Below are 17,121 nucleotides of genomic sequence, written 5' to 3'. Positions count from 1 at the left end.
GCTGCGTGTAACACAGCGTTTACATAAGGTGACGCCGGGCACACTGGTGGCAGCCGCCGTCGGCACCGCTTAGGCTCTATCCATGGCCCCGAGCAACCTTCCTGAGTCCACCACGCCCGCCGAAGTTCCCGCACCTTATGGCAGCGGCCCCGCACCAGCGGCGCAAGCGCAATCGACGGCTGGCAGGAAGCCCATCAGCCGGGTCCGCATACACCACCTGCAGCAGGCCAAGGACAACGGCGAGCACTTCGCCATGCTGACGGCATACGAGCAGTACACCGCCGAAATCTTTGACCAGGCGGGAATCGAAGTCCTCCTGGTGGGTGACTCCGCTTCCAACAACGTGTTCGGCAACGAGACGAGCCTCCCTGTCACAGTGGATGAGCTCCTTCCCCTCACACGGGCAGTCAGCAGGGCGGCCAAGCGGGCGCTGATCGTAGCGGACCTGCCTTTCGGGAGCTATGAAGTTTCTCCCGGTCAGGCGGTGGCCACCGGCGTCCGGTTCCTCAAGGAGGGACTGGCGCACGCCGTCAAGATCGAAGGAACGGCATATTACGCGGACACCGTCAAAGCCATGGTCCAGGCAGGCATCCCCGTCATGGCCCACATCGGATTCACCCCTCAAAGCGAACATTCCCTCGGCGGCTACCGCGTGCAAGGCCGCGGCGACGACGCCCAGCGCCTGATCGAGGACGCCGTTGCCCTGCAGGACGCCGGCGCTTTCAGTGTCCTCATGGAGATGGTTCCTGCGGACACCGCAGCCTCCGTCGACGCCGCATTGCGGGTCCCGACCGTCGGTATCGGTGCTGGCAAGAGCACCACGGGGCAGGTCCTTGTGTGGCAGGACATGGCAGGCTTACGTGGCGGCAAGATGGCCAAATTCGTCAAGCAATACGCAGATCTTCGCACCACGCTGAGTGATGCCGCCGCCGCTTACGGGGAGGATGTCCGGTCCGGTCAGTTCCCCGGACCGGAGCATTCCTTCTAAGCAACGTCCTGGCTAATCGTCGTCCTGGGCATCCCAGGCGTCATTGCGTGCTTTCACCTTTTCCAAGGCGTGCTCGGCTTCTTCCCTGGTCTTATAGGGGCCAATGAGCTGGGTCCAATCGGACAAGGCGTCCTCTTCGATCTCGTGCGTCTTGACGTTGTACCAGTACTCCGTCACGTCTCCTCCTCAGTCTTCGGGCCCTTCGACGCGTAACGTTGGCGGGGTCACAGGAACCCGGCCACACTTTGTTACTTACGTCTCTTGTGTGCCTTATATGATCAATCTATGCCTTCTCTTGCTTCGACTGCACCCATTGGCGCCCTCACCCCGGGAACCATCAGCCCTGAACGACCCGTCCCGGCGTCGATTCCCAGGCCGGAGTATGTCGGCAAGAAGGCACCCGCCAAGTTCACGGGCTCCGAGGTGAAGTCAGCGGAGACCATCGAGAAGATCCGGATTGCCGGAAAGATCGCTGCGCAAGCGATCGTCGAGGTCGGCAAGCATATCCAGCCGGGCGTCACCACCGACCATCTGGACAAGGTGGGGCACGAGTTCCTCCTGGACCACAACGCGTACCCGTCCACCCTCGGCTACAGGGGCTTTCCCAAGTCCCTGTGTTCCTCGCTCAATGAGGTCATTTGCCACGGGATCCCGGACTCAACCGTGGTGCAGGATGGCGACATCCTGAACATTGACATCACTGCCTTCATCAACGGCGTGCATGGGGATACCAACTACACTTTCCTGGTTGGCGACGTGGACGAAGAATCCCGTCTGCTGGTTGAGCGTACGCAGGAGTCGCTCAACCGGGCCATCAAGGCCGTGGCCCCTGGCCGCGAAATCAACGTAATCGGCCGTGCCATCCAGTCCTACGCAAAACGCTTCGGCTATGGCGTAGTTCGGGATTTCACCGGCCACGGCGTGGGCGAGGCCTTTCACACCGGCCTCATCATTCCGCATTACGACGCAGCCCCGGCGTACAACACCGTGATCGAGGCAGGCATGGTCTTCACCATCGAACCCATGCTGACCCTTGGCACCATCGAATGGGATATGTGGGCCGACGACTGGACGGTCGTCACCAAGGACCACAAACGCACGGCCCAATTCGAACACACCCTGCTGGTCACCGAGACCGGCGCGGAAATCCTTACCCTTCCCTGAGCTCTCCGGAAGGTCCACGCAGCCCGGGCGGCTGCGCCATGCCCATCCCCTCCTGCCATGATCGGAAATGCATTGTCCAAGAAGGATGAGAAGACCCACAAGAACGCCCCGTTGATCGGTATCGACATCGGTGGCACCGGCATCAAGGGCGGCATCGTCGACCTGAAGAAGGGCAAGTTGATTGGCGACCGCTTCCGCGTTCCCACTCCGCAGCCCGCCACTCCAGAGGCTGTAGCTGAGGTTGTCGCCCAAATCGTTGAGGAACTCTCCAGCCGTCCCGACGCGCCGGCAGCGGATTCCCCCGTGGGTGTGACATTCCCCGGCATCATCCAGCACGGCGTGGTCAACTCGGCGGCCAACGTGGACAAAACCTGGCTTGGCACCAACATCGACGCCACCTTCACCAAACGCCTCGGCCGTCCCGTAGAGGTCATCAATGATGCCGACGCCGCTGGCCTCGCCGAAGCCCGATACGGTGCTGGCGAGGGCGTGGACGGCACCGTCCTGGTGATCACCCTGGGAACCGGCATCGGATCGGCATTCATCTTCAATGGACAGCTGGTCCCCAACGCCGAGCTCGGGCATCTTGAGGTGGACGGGCACGACGCCGAGACCAAAGCCTCCGCGGTGGCTCGCGAACGCGATGGCCTGAGCTGGGACGAGTACGGCGTCCTGCTCAACCGCTACCTCCAGCACGTGGAGTTCCTGTTCTCCCCCGAGCTGTTCATTGTGGGTGGCGGCATTTCCAAACGCTCCGACGAGTACTTCCCGCACCTTGAGCTGCGGACCAAAATCGTCACGGCAAAGTTGAAGAATGACGCCGGCATTGTGGGCGCGGCACTCGAGGTCGCTTTGCACCACAAGCTCGCGAAGTAGCCGCGGCATGACAGAGGCCGAAACCGCCGACCAGCATGGTGAACGCGGAGTCGCGATCGTCACCGGCGCCAGCCGGGGAATCGGAGCCGCCGTAGCACTCGCCGCGGCGGCTGCCCGGTATCACGTGGTGGTCAATTACTCCGCAGACGCTGAAGGTGCAAGGACCGTGGTCAACGACATCGTGGCCAAAGGGGGCAAGGCACGCGCCGTGCAGGCGGATGTCAGCCAACCGGCCGACGTCGGACGCCTGTTCGACGAAGCCACCGGCTGGGGTCCTGTGACCGCCGTGATCAACAACGCCGCCATCACGGGGAACCTGATCGGTGCCCTCATGGAGGTACCGGCGGAAACGGTCCAACGGGTTGTTGATGTCAACGTGGCCGGAATGATTTTCATGTGCCAGGAAGCAGTTCGGCGACTTTCGAAGGACAACGGCGGCAGCGGCGGTTCCATCGTCAATGTCTCCTCCACAGCCACCAAGGCGGGCTCGCCCGGAACCTGGGTCCACTACGCGGCCACCAAGGGGGCAGTGGATGTTTTGACTGTGGGCCTTGCCGCCGAAGTGGCCAAGCAGGGCATCCGTGTCAACGCCGTTGCCCCGGGCAGCACCAATACCGGCCTCCACGCAGCGGCTGGAATGCCGGACCGCGTGGAGAGGCTGAACCCAACCATCCCGATGGGCCGCGGCGCGGAGCCGGAGGAGGTGGCTGCGGCGGTGATGTGGCTGATGTCGGACGAGGCCGGGTACATTACCGGAGCCGTGCTCCCTGTGTCCGGCGGGCGCTGATCCCGGTCAGGATTGATGCCGGTGGCGGCTGCGGCTTCCCCTCCGCTGCCGCCACCGGAGCTATAGTTGGCTCTTTTCCGAACCCTTGACTTGCTTGGCGCCTGCCTTGGCCGCTTCTGCCTCATGGCGTAGCAGCGAGATGGCTGATTCGAAGTCCTCCAGGGACTCAAACGCCTGATACACGCTGGCAAAACGAAGGTATGCCACTTCATCAAGCTTCCGGAGCGGGCCCAGAATGGCCAGGCCCACCTCATGGGCATCGATCTCTGCTGCGCCCGAGGAACGAATGTTCTCCTCGACTTCCTGGGCGAGCATTGCAAGATCGTCCTCCGTGACCGGACGTCCCTGGCATGCCTTGCGGACTCCACTGATGACCTTGATGCGGCTGAATGGTTCGCCGACGCCGGACCTCTTGATCACGGACAAGCTGGTGGTTTCCACTGTGGTGAAGCGACGTCCGCATTCCGGGCACTGGCGTCGGCGGCGGATGGATGAACCGTCGTCAGCCATTCGGCTGTCGACGACGCGGGAGTCGGGATTCCGGCAAAACGGACAATACACGCTGGGCCTCCCCTGACGGCTCCGGCACGGAATCGCATGCGGCAGGACGCCGGATACGCAAAGGTGCCGGAAGATTCACTTCCGGCACCAGTTTACGGTCCGCCATGCGGTAATGACAAGCGTGTAATTACTACATGTAGTGGTAGCCACCCACATATGTAGTGGTTGAGGCCCTACGCGAAGCGAATTCGAACAGCATCTCCGTGGCCCGGAAGGTCCTCTGCACCCGACAGGCTCACAATGTGTCCACTGACTTGCTCCAAGGCGGCGCGGTCATAGTTGATGACCTGGACCGCGCGGAGGAACGTGGTGACGTTGAGACCGGACGAGAAAGCGGCCGTACCGCTGGTGGGCAGCACGTGGTTGGAACCTGCGCAGTAGTCCCCCAGGCTGACCGGGCTGAAGTCGCCCACGAAGATCGCTCCCGCGTTACGAATCCGCGCTGCAACCGTGGCCGCGTTGGCCGTCATGATTTCCAGGTGTTCAGCGGCGTATGCGTTGCAGACCGCGATCCCCTGCTCAAGATCATCCACCAGCACCACACCGGACTGCGGTCCGGACAGCGCCTCAAGAACGCGGGCACGGTGCTTTGTTCCAGCGGCCTGCCTCGCCAGTTCAAGCACGACGGCGTCAGCCAATTCCGCGGAGTCAGTCACCAGGACGGAGGCTGCTTTGGGATCATGCTCCGCCTGGCTTATGAGGTCGGCGGCCACCAACGGGGCCTGCGCGGTGGCGTCGGCAAGGATGGCGATCTCCGTGGTTCCGGCCTCGGAATCGATGCCCACCACACCCTTGACGAGGCGCTTGGCTGTGGCCACAAAAATGTTGCCCGGGCCCGTGACAACGTCAACAGGCTCAATAGACAGTTCATCACCCGTGCCAGGGATGCCGTACGCAAACGAAACAATGGCCTGTGCGCCGCCGATGGCGTACACCTCGTCAATGCCCAGGAGCTTCGCCGCGGCCAGGATGGTGGGGTGCGGGAGGCCGCCAAAGTCTTTCTGCGGCGGAGAGGCAAGCGCAATGGACTCCACGCCGGCGGCAACCGCGGGGACCACGTTCATGATGACTGAAGATGCCAGCGGAGCGAGTCCACCGGGAACGTAGAGCCCAACGCGTCCCACAGGAATCCAGTTTTGGCTGACAACGGCACCGTCGCCAAGTTGTACATCCACATTGGCAGGGCGCTGCTGGTCAGCAAATTGCCGGGCGCGGTTGATGGACTCCTCCAAGGCAGCGCGGACCTTTGGGTCAAGTTCCGTCAGCGCCTGGGTAAGTGCCTCCGCCGGGACCCTGGGGTGTGACTGCTCCACGCCGTCGAATTTCCTGGCCAGTTCGGCCAAGGCGGCAAAGCCGCGGCTACGGACGTCGGAAATGATGTCCAGGACCTTCTGTTCGGCCTCTGCCATCGTCTGATGCTGTGCCCTTGGCACAGCTGCGCGCAGCTCCGCCAAGGTAAGGCGGCGGCCCCGGAAATCGATGCTTCGGAAATTTAGGGCGTCAGTGGAGAGGGCGGAAGTATCCGAGGAAGTGGTCACCCGGCTATTTTACGGGTTTCTTCGACAGAACCCCGAACAGTGCCAGGACAAACGTGATAAAAGCGATGGCAGCAGGCCACAGAACCAGTACAGCGTAGGAGCGCAGCGTGAAGCCAAACCCGGGGCCAAGGGCAGGATCCGGGGCGGGCCCCAGCAACTGGGCGGCAAGCAGCCCAATCAGCCATGCGAAGACCGCGCCCAAAGCACCCCCAAGGAGAGCAAAGGCCAAGCGCCGCGCGGCACCATCTCCGTTTAACTTTCCGTCCAGCATCACGCCGGTGAGGCACCCTGCCAGCAGCATCAGGGCTGCGAGGACCAAGTCCCGCGGAAGCCAGGAATCAGGGTTGGCCGCATTCGCCAGATCCGGATTGCCCGAGACCAGGTTCAGTCCACCCGGAGCAAGAAGCCACCAGATGAATCCGGCAACCACACCCAAAGCCGCCGGAAGGACCAACCACAGGACGTCCTTCGAGCGCCGGGGTTTGGAGGCAGAGATCTGTTCTGCGACGGCAGGGACGTGCACGGTGGAATCGGTCATGCACCTCACATTAACAAAGGTTTACGCCGACCCGACAAAATGTGGGGCTCGCAGTCCCGGAGGAATACCCTGAAGAAGAAGACATGCAAGGCCCCAATTCAGGAGAAAACCGACGTGCCCAGCGAACCATCCGGCTTCGAGCAGACTTTCAGGGAGATGTTCCGTCGGCATGCCGCTGGAGTAGCCATCATCACGGCGAACCTCAACGGAAGCCCTTTCGGCTTCACCGCCACGTCTGTGGCCTCGCTATCCGCCGAGCCGCCCCGCTTCACCTTCAACATGGCCAGGAGTTCCAGTTCCTGGCCCGCCGTGGCCAACGCGGAGTACATCGGAGTCCACATGCTGGGGCTGGAAAACCAAGCCCTCGCCAATCGCTTCGCACGGACACGCGACCGGTTCGACGGCGACCATTGGGAGCCGGGCCCCCACGACGTGCCTATTCTCAAGGATGTCAGCGGTTGGCTCGTGGGCAGAATCCAGATGCGCCTGTCTTTCGAGAACAACGCTGTGGTGGTAGTCGAGGTCATAGACGGCCAGGTGGGCGAGGACGGCACTCCACTGCTGTACCACAGCGGCGGTTACAGCAAGCCCGCGCCGCTCGATTACGAAATCTGACCGAGCGGCCGCGAGCCTGCTAGTTATCCAGGCAGGCAGGACCCAGCAGGACCTTCAAGTCACCAAAAAGCGAAGGACTGGGGTTGACCCGCATATGGACGGGCAAGCCCATGACCTCCACCTTCGTGTCCCCCATCAGCTTGAGCCGGACTTCCGAATTTCCGCGGTGGGTTCGCAGCACGTCACGCAGGTCAGTCACTACTGCCTCGGTGGCCTTGAACGTGGGAATGGTGATCACCACGGGACCGTTCACGCTTTCACTGAGGTCCGGGACGGACAGCTCCATACAGTTCAAAGTGACCGCTCCGTCATCGCGGCGCTGCAGGCGGCCCTTGACCACAACGATCAAGTCCTCGGCCAGGACCGAGGCGATGGGACCGTAAACCTGGCCGAAGAACATGACCTCCATGGAAGCGCCCAGGTCTTCGATTTCTGCTCGGGCATAGGCGTTTCCGCTGGCCTTGGCAATCCTGCGGCTCAACGAGGTGATCATGCCCGCAATGGTGACTATCGCACCGTCGTGCGGTCCGTCCTCGGCGATGATCGACGTAATGGACTGTTCAGCGTGCTGGCTGAGGACGCCCTCCAGCCCCTGCAAGGGATGGTCTGAAACGTAAAGGCCCAACATGTCCCGTTCGAAGGACAGCTTGTCCTTCTTCTCCCACTCGGGCAGATCCGGGATTTCGGTGGTCAGCGACGCCTCGGGCTCTTGGTCTTCAAAGCCCGCGAAGAGATCGAACTGGCCAATTGCCTCGTTGCGCTTGAGCGTGATCACAGAGTCGATGGCTTCTTCGTGGATCATCGCCAAAGCACGCCGATGGTGACCGAGTGAATCGAACGCTCCGGCTTTGATCAGCGATTCGATGGTGCGCTTGTTGCACACAACGGCGGGCACCTTGAGGAGGAAATCCTTGAAGGATGTGTATTTGCCCTCGGAATTGCGGGCAGCCACCATGGCATCCACCACATTGACGCCGACATTGCGGATAGCGCCCATGCCGAAGCGGATGTCCGTTCCCACCGGGGTGAAGTTCAGCGAGGATTCGTTGACGTCCGGCGGGAGGACAGTAATGCCCATTCGACGGCACTCGTTGAGGTAGATGGCGGACTTGTCCTTGTCATCACCCACGGACGTCAGCAAGGCAGCCATGTACTCCGGCGCGTAGTGCGCCTTCAAGTAGGCCGTCCAGTACGAGATAACGCCATATGCTGCCGAGTGGGCCTTGTTGAAGGCGTAATCGGAGAACGGCAGCAGAATGTCCCACAGCGTCTTGACGGCGGCCATGGAGTAGCCGTTGTCCTGCATGCCTTGGGAGAAGCCGGCGAACTGCTTGTCCAGCTCGGACTTCTTCTTCTTACCCATGGCGCGGCGGAGGATATCTGCCTGTCCAAGCGAGTAGCCGGCCAGCTTCTGGGCCACGGCCATGACCTGCTCCTGATACACGATCAGGCCAAAGGTGCCGCCCAGGATTTCCTTCAGCGGTTCTTCCAGCTCCGGGTGGATGGGAATGACTTCCTGGATCCCGTTTTTGCGCAGGGCGTAGTCGGTGTGGGCGTTGGCGCCCATGGGTCCAGGCCGGTACAGGGCAAGAACAGCGGAGATGTCTTCGAAGTTGTCAGGCTTCATGAGCTTGAGCAGGGACCGCATGGGCCCGCCGTCGAGCTGGAACACCCCCAAGGTGTCACCGCGCGCCAGGAGCTCGTAGGACGCAGCGTCGTCGAGTTCCAGGTTTTCCAGATCAAGGTCGACGCCGCGGTTCATCTTGATGTTTTCCAGGGCATCCGAAATGATCGTCAGGTTTCGGAGACCCAGGAAGTCCATCTTGATCAGGCCGAGGCCTTCGGACGTCGGGTAATCGAACTGGGTGATGACCTGGCCGTCCTGGAAACGGCGCATGATGGGAATGACGTCGATGATGGGGTCCGAGGACATGATGACACCGGCGGCGTGAACACCCCACTGGCGTTTCAGTCCCTCGATGCCCAGGGCAGTCTCGAAGACCTTGGCGGCCTCCGGATCCGTGGCGATCAGCTGGCGGAAATCCCCAGCTTCGCTGTAACGCTTGGATTCCGGGTTCTGGATGTCCGCCAAGGGAATGTCCTTGGCCATAACGGCAGGAGGAAGTGCCTTGGTCAGCGTCTCACCCATGCTGAACGGGTAGCCCAGCACGCGCGAGGAGTCCTTGAGCGCCTGCTTGGTCTTGATGGTGCCGTACGTGACGATCATGGCCACACGCTCGTCGCCGTACTTCTTGGTGACGTAGTCAATCACCTCGGAGCGGCGGCGATCATCGAAGTCGACGTCGAAGTCGGGCATGGAAACGCGATCCGGGTTAAGGAAGCGTTCAAAGATCAGGCCGTGCTGCAGGGGGTCGAGGTCAGTGATGCGCATGGCGTACGCCACCATGGAGCCTGCACCGGATCCGCGGCCGGGACCTACACGGATGCCATTGTTCTTGGCCCAGTTGATGAAGTCGGCAACCACCAGGAAGTATCCCGGGAATCCCATGGACGTGATGACGCCCAGCTCGTAGTCCGCCTGCTTCCGGACCTTGTCAGGAATGCCTTGGGGGTAGCGGTACTTCAGGCCGGTATCCACTTCCTTGACCAGCCAGGAGGTCTCGTCTTCCCCCGGAGGGCAGGGGAAGCGCGGCATGTAGTTGGCGCCGGTGTTGAAGGAAACTTCGCAGCGCTCGGCGATGAGCAGCGTGTTGTCGCAGGCTTCAGGGTGGTCCCGGAACAGCTCCCGCATCTCCTGCGGCGACTTCAGGTAGTAGCCGCTGCCGGAGAACGCGAAGCGCGAACCGCCGTTGTCATACGTCGGCTCCAGGAGCGTGGAACCGGATTGGATGGCCAACAAGGCCTCGTGGGCCTTGGCATCATGTTCATGCGTGTAATGGAGGTCATTGGTGGCCACCAGCGGGAGGTTGAGCTCCTTGGCAAGGCGCAGGAGATCGCCCGTGACGCGCCGTTCAATGTCCAGCCCGTGATCCATCAGTTCGCAGAAGTAGTTCTCCGCGCCAAAAATATCGCGGAATTCAGCTGCGGCTTCCACAGCCTCACGGTAAAGACCGAGCCGCAACTTGGTCTGGACTTCCCCGGAAGGGCAACCTGTGGTGGCGATCAAGCCTTCGGAGTATGTGTTGAGTAGTTCCCGGTCCAACCGCGGCCATTTACCAAAGACGGAGTCCAAGGAGGCGATGGATGAAGCCCTGAACAGGTTCCTCATGCCCACGTTGTTGTAACTCAGGAGGGTCATATGGGTATACGAGCCACCACCCGAGACGTCGTCCTTGCGCTGGCTTTCATCGCCCCAGCGCACGCGCTCCTTGTCCCCGCGGGCGGTACCAGGGGTTACGTAGGCTTCGACACCGATGATCGGTTTGATGCCCTTGTCCGTGGCCTTGCGCCAAAAGTCGAAAGCTCCGAACAAATATCCATGGTCCGTGGTGGCCAGGGCGGGCATCCCCAGGCGTTCGGTTTCATCGAACAACTCACCGAGCCGGGCAGCTCCATCCAGCATGGAGTATTCGGTGTGGGTGTGCAGATGGACGAACGAATCATTGCTGGAAGTCACCACGACAGTCTACCGTCCCGGGTCCGACACAAGTCGGACCCGGGGCAGTGAATCCTGTCTATGCGGAGCCTGTCGCGAGCAAATCCAGGGCGTACTGAAGGTCCGCCGGGTAGTCACTGCTGACTTCAACCCAATCGCCCGTGCGGGGGTGGGTGAAGCCCAGCTGGCGGGCGTGCAACCATTGCCGGGTGAGGCCGAGGTTCGCAGCGAGACGAGGGTCTGCCCCATAGGTGAGATCTCCGGCACACGGATGCCGAAGCGCCGAGAAGTGGACTCGGATCTGGTGCGTCCGGCCGGTCTCCAAATGGACTTCCACCAAGGTCGCCTTGCCAAAAGCTTCCAGGACCTCGTAATGGGTCACTGACGGCCGGCCGTCCTCGATGACGGCGAACCGCCAGTCATGGCCGGGGTGACGACCGATCGGCGCGTCAATAGTGCCCTCCAGCGGATCAGGCAGTCCCTGAACGACTGCGTGATAAACCTTCTCCACGGTACGTTCCTTGAACGCCCGCTTCAGGACCGTGTAGGCGTGCTCGGTCTTGGCCACGACCATCACGCCGGAAGTACCGACGTCGAGCCTGTGAACGATTCCCGCCCGCTCAGGCGCTCCTGAGGTTGAAATCCGGTATCCGGCACCGGCGAGACCCCCCACTACAGTAGGGCCCACCCAGCCGGGCGAGGGATGGGCAGCAACCCCCACAGGCTTGTCGATGACAACGAATTCCTCGTCGTCCAGCAGGATCTTCAGGCCTTCCACAACTTCCTCCACGACTTCCAAGGGATCCGGACGCTCGGGAACCGTGACATCAATCAACGCGCCGGCAACGAGCTTTGCCGACTTACCCATTGCCACTCCGCCGCTTGTGACGTTTCCCTCGGAAATCAGCAGCGCAGCCGCGGAGCGCGAAATGTCCAGAAGCTGCGCCAGGCCTGCGTCAACGCGAACGCCGGCCAGCTCTTCGGGGACCACCACAGATTCACTCACCAGCAGGCTCCCCGCTAGTGCCGCCCGCAGGCTTCGCATCTTTGGCGGGCTTGGGTATTGCTACATGCCGCGTTCCATCCATGCCGACGCCTCGCAGCGTCAGGAGGCAAATAATAACGACGCCCGACACCACCGCCGAGTCGGCGATGTTGAAGATGGCGAAGTTCGGCAATTGGATGAAGTCCACCACGTGCCCCATGGCGAAGGATGGCTCACGGAACAAACGGTCGGTTAAGTTGCCGAGAGCCCCTCCCAGCAACAACCCCAGGGAAAGCGCCCACCACGCAGAACCCAACTTTCGCAATTGGAAGAGGATCGCCACGGAAACAGCTGCCATGACGATCGTGAAGATCCATGTCACGTTCTCGCCGATGGAAAACGCCGCCCCGGAATTACGGATGTAGTACCAGTGCAGCAACGGAGGCAGCACAGGAATGCGCTCACCCTCTGTCATGGTGCTGGTCACCCAGAGCTTGGTGAGCTGATCAAAAACGTAGGCGAACACGGCGAAGCCGGCAAAGAGCCAGAGCATGGCAGGACGCCACTTACGGCGCTCAGCAGGCGCCGGTTGTGCGGCGTCAGCGGTGAAGTCGTCGGTCATAGTGCTTTCATTCGGGAAGCGTGGCGGGCTGCTGTCAGCTTTTGGCCGCTGTCAGTCTTTAACAGCGAAAGCCGGCGGCCGAGGAGTCCTCAGCCACCGGCTTTCAGAATACTTGCTAAACGTCTGCGGTTGCTTCGCCGACCTCAGGGGCAGCAACGGACCCACGGGCGTCGAGGTCGCGGAGCTGACCCTCGATGTAAGCCTTCAGGCGTGAACGGTAGTCGCGCTCGAAGCCGCGGAGCTGCTCAACCTTGCGCTCAAGAACTGAGCGCTGCTGCTCGAGGGCACCAAGGATCTTGCGGGACTTCTCCTGGGCGTCGTTGACGAGGCTGGAAGCCTCGATCTGAGCCTCGGCAATGATCTTTTCCTTCTGCTGCGCACCGTCTGAAACGTGCTTGTCGTGCATCTGCTGTGCCATGGCAAGCAGGCCTGCAGCAGACTCAGCGGAAGAGGTGACGCCGTTGCCGGCAGCGGGTGCCTTCGGAGCTGCGGAAGCGGCAGCAGCTTGCTCGGCTTCCTTCTTCTTGGCAGCTTCGGCAGCCTTGGCTTCGGCTTCCGCCTTCGCCTCTGCTTCCTTGTCGACCTTGACCGGGGCCGGAACCTTCTCGACGACCGGGGCTGCAGCAGTTGCAGCAGGAACAGCCGATCCGGCCTCGCCGAGCTTCTTGCGAAGTTCGTCGTTCTCCTGGTTCAAGCGGCGAAGTTCCACCACGATCTCGTCGAGGAAGTCATCGACCTCATCCTGGTCGTAGCCTTCGCGGAACTTGGTCGGCTGAAAGCGCTTGTTGACAACGTCTTCTGGCGTCAAAGCCATCTGGTCACCTCGTTGGTCTAGTTAGTCAGTAGGCCTTCCGGCCGTTCAAAACTACGGTACCTAAATATCATCTTGTTCCTCTAATTCAACACCATCGTGTTGATTTGGAGAATTTGCGGCCTATGGACCATCGGTGGCCCGGGTTCCGCGGAGCAGCTACGCCAGGCTGCTGGTTACTGCCATGGCAATGCTGACGGCAATAATCAGGATCAGGAAGCCCAGATCCAGCGATATTCCGCCCAGTTGAAGGGGTGGTATGAGTTTGCGGAGCCTGCCAAGCGGAGGATCCGTTACGGAGTACACCACATGGGCTGTAACCAACGCCACACCCCTTGGCCGCCACTGGCGGGCGAACATCTGGACCCATTCGAAGATGAGTCGGATGATCAGGGCAATGAAGAACAGCAACAACACAATATAGATAAGGCCGAAAACAATGCCCACGAGTTAGCTCAGATCTCCCACTTGTTCCGGAATGCGGATCGGTCCCTACTATTGCAACACAGATGCCAGGCGGGTTGACCCGCCTGGCATCCGCAAAAAACTGTTGTCAGCTCTGGTTGAAGAAACTGGCCTGCGTTTCGCTGGCCTTCTTGTCATCTCCGATGACCTCAACGTACGACGGCGACAACAGGAAGACTTTGTTGGTCACCCTCTCGATGCTGCCGTGCAGGCCAAAAACAAGGCCGGCAGAGAAGTCCACGAGTCGCTTGGCGTCTGCTTCGCCCATGTCAGTGACATTCATGATCACAGGAATGCCATCCCTGAAACTCTCACCGATGACCTTGGCATCGTTGTATGAACGCGGGTGAACGGTGGTGATCTGCCTCAGGCCCGAGGCATCTTCGCGGCTGGACGCCGCACGCTTGATGGGTGTCACGGGTGCGCGGTATTCCTCTTCGGCATCAACAGTGGGCATTTCACGGACAACTTCCCGGACGGGAGCAGGCGCACGGCGCTCTTCCCGTTCCTGTGCCTGGGGGCGTTCTTCATCGTGGTGCGTGGCGACGGACTGCTCAGATTCGTAGTGTTCATCGCCGTCGGCGAGCCCAAGATAGATCATTGTCTTGCGCAGAGCGCCAGCCATGGTGCACTCCTATCATTTCTGCAGTAGGCGGGCCGCCATGACTTGACATATTGGAACCCCGGCCCGTCATTCCAATACTTTGACGCTACCCCACGGCCGGACGGGAACCGAGAATATCGGAGCCAATTCTCAGGTGTGTCGCCCCGAACTTCACCGCTGCTTCCAGGTCCTGGCTCATCCCCGCAGAAATTCCTGTTGCGGCGGGATGAACGGCGCAGAGGGCCTGGGAAATCCCCGCGAGCTTCTCAAACGCGGCATTCGGATCAGCCCCCAGCGGCGCCACTGCCATCAGCCCGGCCAGCCGCAGCCCTTCAGCTGATTCTATTTTTCCTGCAAGGACCTCGACGTCGGAAGGGTTGGCACCGCCGCGGTGAGCGCCGGCGTCGTCGTCCAAGCTGACCTGGATGAAGCAATCGAGGTCGCTCCGCCCCGTGGCATCCTTTTCACGGGCGATGGCCTTGGCCAAAGCGTCAACAACCGCCACTCGGTCGATGGACTGGACCGACGAGGCATACTTGGCCACGGACTTCGCCTTATTGCTCTGAAGCTGGCCAATGAAGTGCCACTTGACGTCAACATGTGTGAGCTCAGCACTCTTGGCGGCAGCTTCTTGGTCGCGGTTTTCGCCGACGTCCGTAACGCCGAGGGCGACCAAGCGACGGACGTCGGCCGCGGGATGGAACTTGGTGACCACAATCAGCCGCGGTGAATCAGTTCGCCCGGCAACGTGGACGGCAGATTCCATCCGTTGGCGGACGAGGCCGAGCCGATGAGCAAGCTCAGCGGTCCGGGGGTCGCCGCCCGAATCCTGCCCTTGTTCATTGTCATATCCAACGCTAGTCATGTGTCCACACCAAACCTGCGAATCGACCGGTTCGGGAGTCCCGCCGGTAGGAAAATAGGGAGTCGTTTTCGAGGGTGCATGCTCCGGAATACTCCACGGTGACGTGGAGTGCAGCCAACTGGGCCCGGACACCTGCGGGCAGGTCCAAGGCCGGCGTTCCCCACGAGGTGGAAGACCATGTTTCGGGAACTTTTGCTGCGACGTCGGCCCGCAGCTGTTCCGGGACCTCATAACAGGATCCGCAGATCGACGGACCGAGCCATGCGCTGATGTTGGCGGCTCCCCGGCGACGCATTTCTTCGACGGTGGCAGGTACAACGGCAGAAGCGACACCGGGACGCCCGGCGTGGGCAGCAGCTATGACGGGGTTGTCGTCGGCGTCACTCCCAACGAGCACAACCGGGACGCAATCAGCCACCATGACAGCCAGAGGCTGTGGTGGACGCGGGAATGTTGTGGTCGCTTGCGGGCTGGACGATCCCCCGGCGGTGGAGACCATAGCGTCAGCAGTGGGTCCCGGACCGTATGCCGCAATGAACTCAACGTGGTTGCCGTGGACCTGATCCATATATTGGAACTGCCCTGCAACCGGACCATTGGCGCTCAGGCCAATAGCCTGTTCCAACCGGACACGATGGGCCATCACGTCCGAGGGATCGTCCCCCACATGGAGAGCCAGATTCCCGGCGCCTGCATCCGTGAAGGCTACAGAAACGCCGGGCCGTACTTCATTTCGCCACCAAAACACCTGGTACTGACTCTCCGAACGTGGCTTACTTCAGGAAGTCGGGAACGTCGAGGTCGTCGGAGCGGCTGCCCGAAAGATCGGGTTCAACCACTGCCGGAAGGTCGACGTCGAAGCCGGAGTCCGCGGGCAGGGCGGACGGACGCTGCTGGCCCCAGTTGCTCAACCCTGCTGCGCCGATACCAGCCGTAGCGTGCTGCGGTGCGGCAGCGCTGGAAGGCGCGCTGCTCGGAGCAGCCGGGCGGTCCGAGGGCACAGGGTTCTGGGCCGGACGTGACTGGTCCATGGAGGGCGAAGTTGCCTTGACGTCGTCGAAGCCTGCGGCAATGACAGTCACGCGTGCTTCGTCACCCAGGGCGTCGTCAATGACGGCACCGAAGATGATGTTTGCCTCGGGGTGGGCCACTTCCTGCACAAGGCGGGCAGCCTCGTTGATCTCGAACAGCCCGAGATCGGAGCCGCCTTGGATGGAAAGAAGGACTCCGTGGGCACCGTCGATGGATGCTTCCAGGAGCGGGGAGGCGATGGCCAGTTCGGCAGCCTTGACAGCGCGGTCTTCGCCACGGGCGGAACCGATGCCCATGAGGGCCGAGCCTGCGCCCTGCATGACGGATTTGACGTCAGCGAAGTCAAGGTTGATCAGGCCCGGGGTGGTAATGAGGTCCGTGATGCCCTGGACACCGGAAAGGAGCACCTGGTCCGCGGAGCGGAAGGCGTCCAGGACGGAGACGTTGCGATCACTGATGGACAGGAGGCGATCGTTGGGGATGACGATCAAGGTGTCGACTTCGTCGCGGAGGGCGTCAATGCCGGCCTCGGCAGAGCCTGCGCGGCGTCGGCCTTCGAAGGTGAACGGACGGGTTACGACGCCAATGGTCAGCGCACCGAGGGAGCGGGCGATGCGCGCGACCACGGGGGCGCCACCGGTTCCGGTGCCACCACCCTCGCCTGCAGTAACGAAGACCATGTCAGCACCACGGAGAACTTCTTCGATCTCGTCGGCGTGGTCTTCTGCTGCCTGCTTGCCGACCTCCGGGTTTGCCCCGGCACCGAGGCCGCGGGTGAGTTCACGTCCGACGTCGAGCTTGACGTCGGCGTCGCTCATGAGCAGCGCCTGCGCGTCGGTGTTGATGGCGATGAACTCCACGCCCCGAAGGCCGACCTCGATCATGCGGTTGACTGCGTTCACGCCACCGCCGCCGATGCCGACGACCTTGATGACGGCCAAGTAATTCTGCGGTGCTGCCACGTTTCGTGCCCCTTGCTTGTGTCCTATAGCGAAACTGATCGAGTCCAACTTGAATCCTTGGACCTTAACCCTCTAGTTGAAGGTTATAGTTATGTCAAGTAACTCTACTGCGACGGTATTTCCTCTGGTTGCCACATGCAATCTCCGCTTGC

General features: G+C 61.6%; 18 protein-coding genes. 5 read left to right on the top strand and 13 right to left on the bottom strand.

What is annotated here, in order from left to right; genetic code table 11:
* Window positions 1-82: 82 nt before the first annotated feature.
* Complete coding sequence (gene panB, locus KCX59_RS08990) at window positions 83-988, top strand: 3-methyl-2-oxobutanoate hydroxymethyltransferase (RefSeq protein WP_179017384.1); 906 nt, start codon at window positions 83-85, stop codon at window positions 986-988.
* A 12-nt stretch (window positions 989-1,000) separates the two neighbouring features.
* Here panB and KCX59_RS08985 read toward each other — a convergent pair whose 3' ends face one another.
* Complete coding sequence (locus KCX59_RS08985) at window positions 1,001-1,165, bottom strand: SPOR domain-containing protein (protein ID WP_017200863.1); 165 nt, start codon at window positions 1,163-1,165, stop codon at window positions 1,001-1,003.
* 108 nt (window positions 1,166-1,273) lie between these two features.
* On the opposite strand from KCX59_RS08985, the gene map reads away from it, so the two are divergent.
* The 3 genes from map (at window position 1,274) to KCX59_RS08970 (ending at window position 3,815) form a co-directional block, all read left to right on the top strand.
* Entirely contained in the window at window positions 1,274-2,152 is an 879-nt protein-coding gene (gene map / locus KCX59_RS08980) for a type I methionyl aminopeptidase (RefSeq protein WP_091466673.1), read from the top strand.
* A gap of 72 nt (window positions 2,153-2,224) precedes the next feature.
* Window positions 2,225-3,028: a polyphosphate--glucose phosphotransferase gene (ppgK, locus tag KCX59_RS08975; protein WP_091466671.1), complete on the top strand. Its 804-nt coding sequence runs from the start codon at window positions 2,225-2,227 to the stop codon at window positions 3,026-3,028.
* Between the two features lie 7 nt (window positions 3,029-3,035).
* Window positions 3,036-3,815, top strand: a complete 780-nt coding sequence (locus KCX59_RS08970; RefSeq protein ID WP_179017385.1) for an SDR family oxidoreductase — start codon at window positions 3,036-3,038, stop codon at window positions 3,813-3,815.
* Between the two features lie 60 nt (window positions 3,816-3,875).
* Here the strand turns inward: KCX59_RS08970 and nrdR are convergent, their stop codons facing one another.
* The 3 genes from nrdR to KCX59_RS08955 form a co-directional block, all read right to left on the bottom strand.
* Window positions 3,876-4,376 (bottom strand): transcriptional regulator NrdR, encoded by a 501-nt coding sequence (gene nrdR, locus KCX59_RS08965; protein WP_091466668.1) that lies wholly within the window; start codon window positions 4,374-4,376, stop codon window positions 3,876-3,878.
* A gap of 173 nt (window positions 4,377-4,549) precedes the next feature.
* The gene (gene hisD, locus KCX59_RS08960) at window positions 4,550-5,914 is read right to left on the bottom strand and encodes a histidinol dehydrogenase (protein ID WP_178994920.1); all 1,365 of its coding nucleotides are present in this window, start codon (window positions 5,912-5,914) and stop codon (window positions 4,550-4,552) included.
* Window positions 5,915-5,918: 4 nt separating this feature from the next.
* Window positions 5,919-6,452, bottom strand: a complete 534-nt coding sequence (locus KCX59_RS08955; protein ID WP_179017386.1) for a hypothetical protein — start codon at window positions 6,450-6,452, stop codon at window positions 5,919-5,921.
* Window positions 6,453-6,566: 114 nt separating this feature from the next.
* On the opposite strand from KCX59_RS08955, the gene KCX59_RS08950 reads away from it, so the two are divergent.
* Complete coding sequence (locus tag KCX59_RS08950; RefSeq protein WP_341802538.1) at window positions 6,567-7,067, top strand: flavin reductase family protein; 501 nt, start codon at window positions 6,567-6,569, stop codon at window positions 7,065-7,067.
* A gap of 19 nt (window positions 7,068-7,086) precedes the next feature.
* Here the strand turns inward: KCX59_RS08950 and dnaE are convergent, their stop codons facing one another.
* From dnaE to ftsZ, 9 genes are all read right to left on the bottom strand, one after another.
* Window positions 7,087-10,644, bottom strand: coding sequence for a DNA polymerase III subunit alpha (gene dnaE, locus KCX59_RS08945; protein WP_091466663.1), 3,558 nt, complete (start codon window positions 10,642-10,644; stop codon window positions 7,087-7,089).
* A 58-nt stretch (window positions 10,645-10,702) separates the two neighbouring features.
* Window positions 10,703-11,629 carry an RluA family pseudouridine synthase gene (locus KCX59_RS08940; RefSeq protein WP_091466661.1) on the bottom strand — a complete coding sequence of 309 codons (927 nt, stop codon included), beginning with the start codon at window positions 11,627-11,629 and terminating at the stop codon, window positions 10,703-10,705.
* A complete protein-coding gene (lspA, locus tag KCX59_RS08935) occupies window positions 11,622-12,230 on the bottom strand; it encodes a signal peptidase II (protein ID WP_179017387.1) in 609 nt (202 codons plus the stop codon). Before lspA ends, KCX59_RS08940 begins: the two co-directional genes overlap by 8 nt.
* Before the next feature lie 115 nt (window positions 12,231-12,345).
* On the bottom strand, window positions 12,346-13,044 hold the full coding sequence (locus KCX59_RS08930) for a DivIVA domain-containing protein (protein ID WP_179017388.1): 699 nt from the start codon (window positions 13,042-13,044) through the stop codon (window positions 12,346-12,348).
* 156 nt (window positions 13,045-13,200) lie between these two features.
* Entirely contained in the window at window positions 13,201-13,488 is a 288-nt protein-coding gene (locus KCX59_RS08925; protein ID WP_091466654.1) for a YggT family protein, read from the bottom strand.
* A 106-nt stretch (window positions 13,489-13,594) separates the two neighbouring features.
* Entirely contained in the window at window positions 13,595-14,131 is a 537-nt protein-coding gene (locus KCX59_RS08920) for a cell division protein SepF (RefSeq protein ID WP_011774422.1), read from the bottom strand.
* Window positions 14,132-14,216: 85 nt separating this feature from the next.
* Window positions 14,217-14,975 (bottom strand): YggS family pyridoxal phosphate-dependent enzyme, encoded by a 759-nt coding sequence (locus KCX59_RS08915; protein WP_178994914.1) that lies wholly within the window; start codon window positions 14,973-14,975, stop codon window positions 14,217-14,219.
* Entirely contained in the window at window positions 14,968-15,723 is a 756-nt protein-coding gene (locus KCX59_RS08910) for a polyphenol oxidase family protein (RefSeq protein WP_179017389.1), read from the bottom strand. The genes KCX59_RS08915 and KCX59_RS08910 overlap by 8 nt, the downstream gene beginning before the upstream one ends.
* Window positions 15,724-15,748: 25 nt before the next feature.
* Window positions 15,749-16,969 carry a cell division protein FtsZ gene (gene ftsZ / locus KCX59_RS08905; protein ID WP_011774419.1) on the bottom strand — a complete coding sequence of 407 codons (1,221 nt, stop codon included), beginning with the start codon at window positions 16,967-16,969 and terminating at the stop codon, window positions 15,749-15,751.
* Window positions 16,970-17,121: the final 152 nt, after the last annotated feature.

It is taken from the genome of Paenarthrobacter nitroguajacolicus (assembly GCF_051027655.1).
In the GTDB taxonomy this organism is placed as follows: Bacteria; Actinomycetota; Actinomycetes; order Actinomycetales; family Micrococcaceae; genus Arthrobacter; species Arthrobacter nitroguajacolicus.
The sequence above is the reverse complement of the archived record's forward strand: the minus strand, read 5'-3'. Positions and strand labels throughout refer to the sequence as shown.

Bases quoted from the DNA above. Each gene is read 5' to 3' on its own strand.
- map (WP_091466673.1), top strand. From the start codon at position 1,274: ATGCCTTCTCTTGCTTCGACTGCACCCATTGGCGCCCTCACCCCGGGA.
- KCX59_RS08930 (WP_179017388.1), bottom strand. From the start codon at position 13,044: ATGGCTTTGACGCCAGAAGACGTTGTCAACAAGCGCTTTCAGCCGACC.
- panB (WP_179017384.1), top strand. From the start codon at position 83: ATGGCCCCGAGCAACCTTCCTGAGTCCACCACGCCCGCCGAAGTTCCC.
- lspA (WP_179017387.1), bottom strand. From the start codon at position 12,230: ATGACCGACGACTTCACCGCTGACGCCGCACAACCGGCGCCTGCTGAG.
- KCX59_RS08920 (WP_011774422.1), bottom strand. From the start codon at position 14,131: ATGGCTGGCGCTCTGCGCAAGACAATGATCTATCTTGGGCTCGCCGAC.
- KCX59_RS08955 (WP_179017386.1), bottom strand. From the start codon at position 6,452: ATGACCGATTCCACCGTGCACGTCCCTGCCGTCGCAGAACAGATCTCT.
- KCX59_RS08970 (WP_179017385.1), top strand. From the start codon at position 3,036: ATGACAGAGGCCGAAACCGCCGACCAGCATGGTGAACGCGGAGTCGCG.
- KCX59_RS08915 (WP_178994914.1), bottom strand. From the start codon at position 14,975: ATGACTAGCGTTGGATATGACAATGAACAAGGGCAGGATTCGGGCGGC.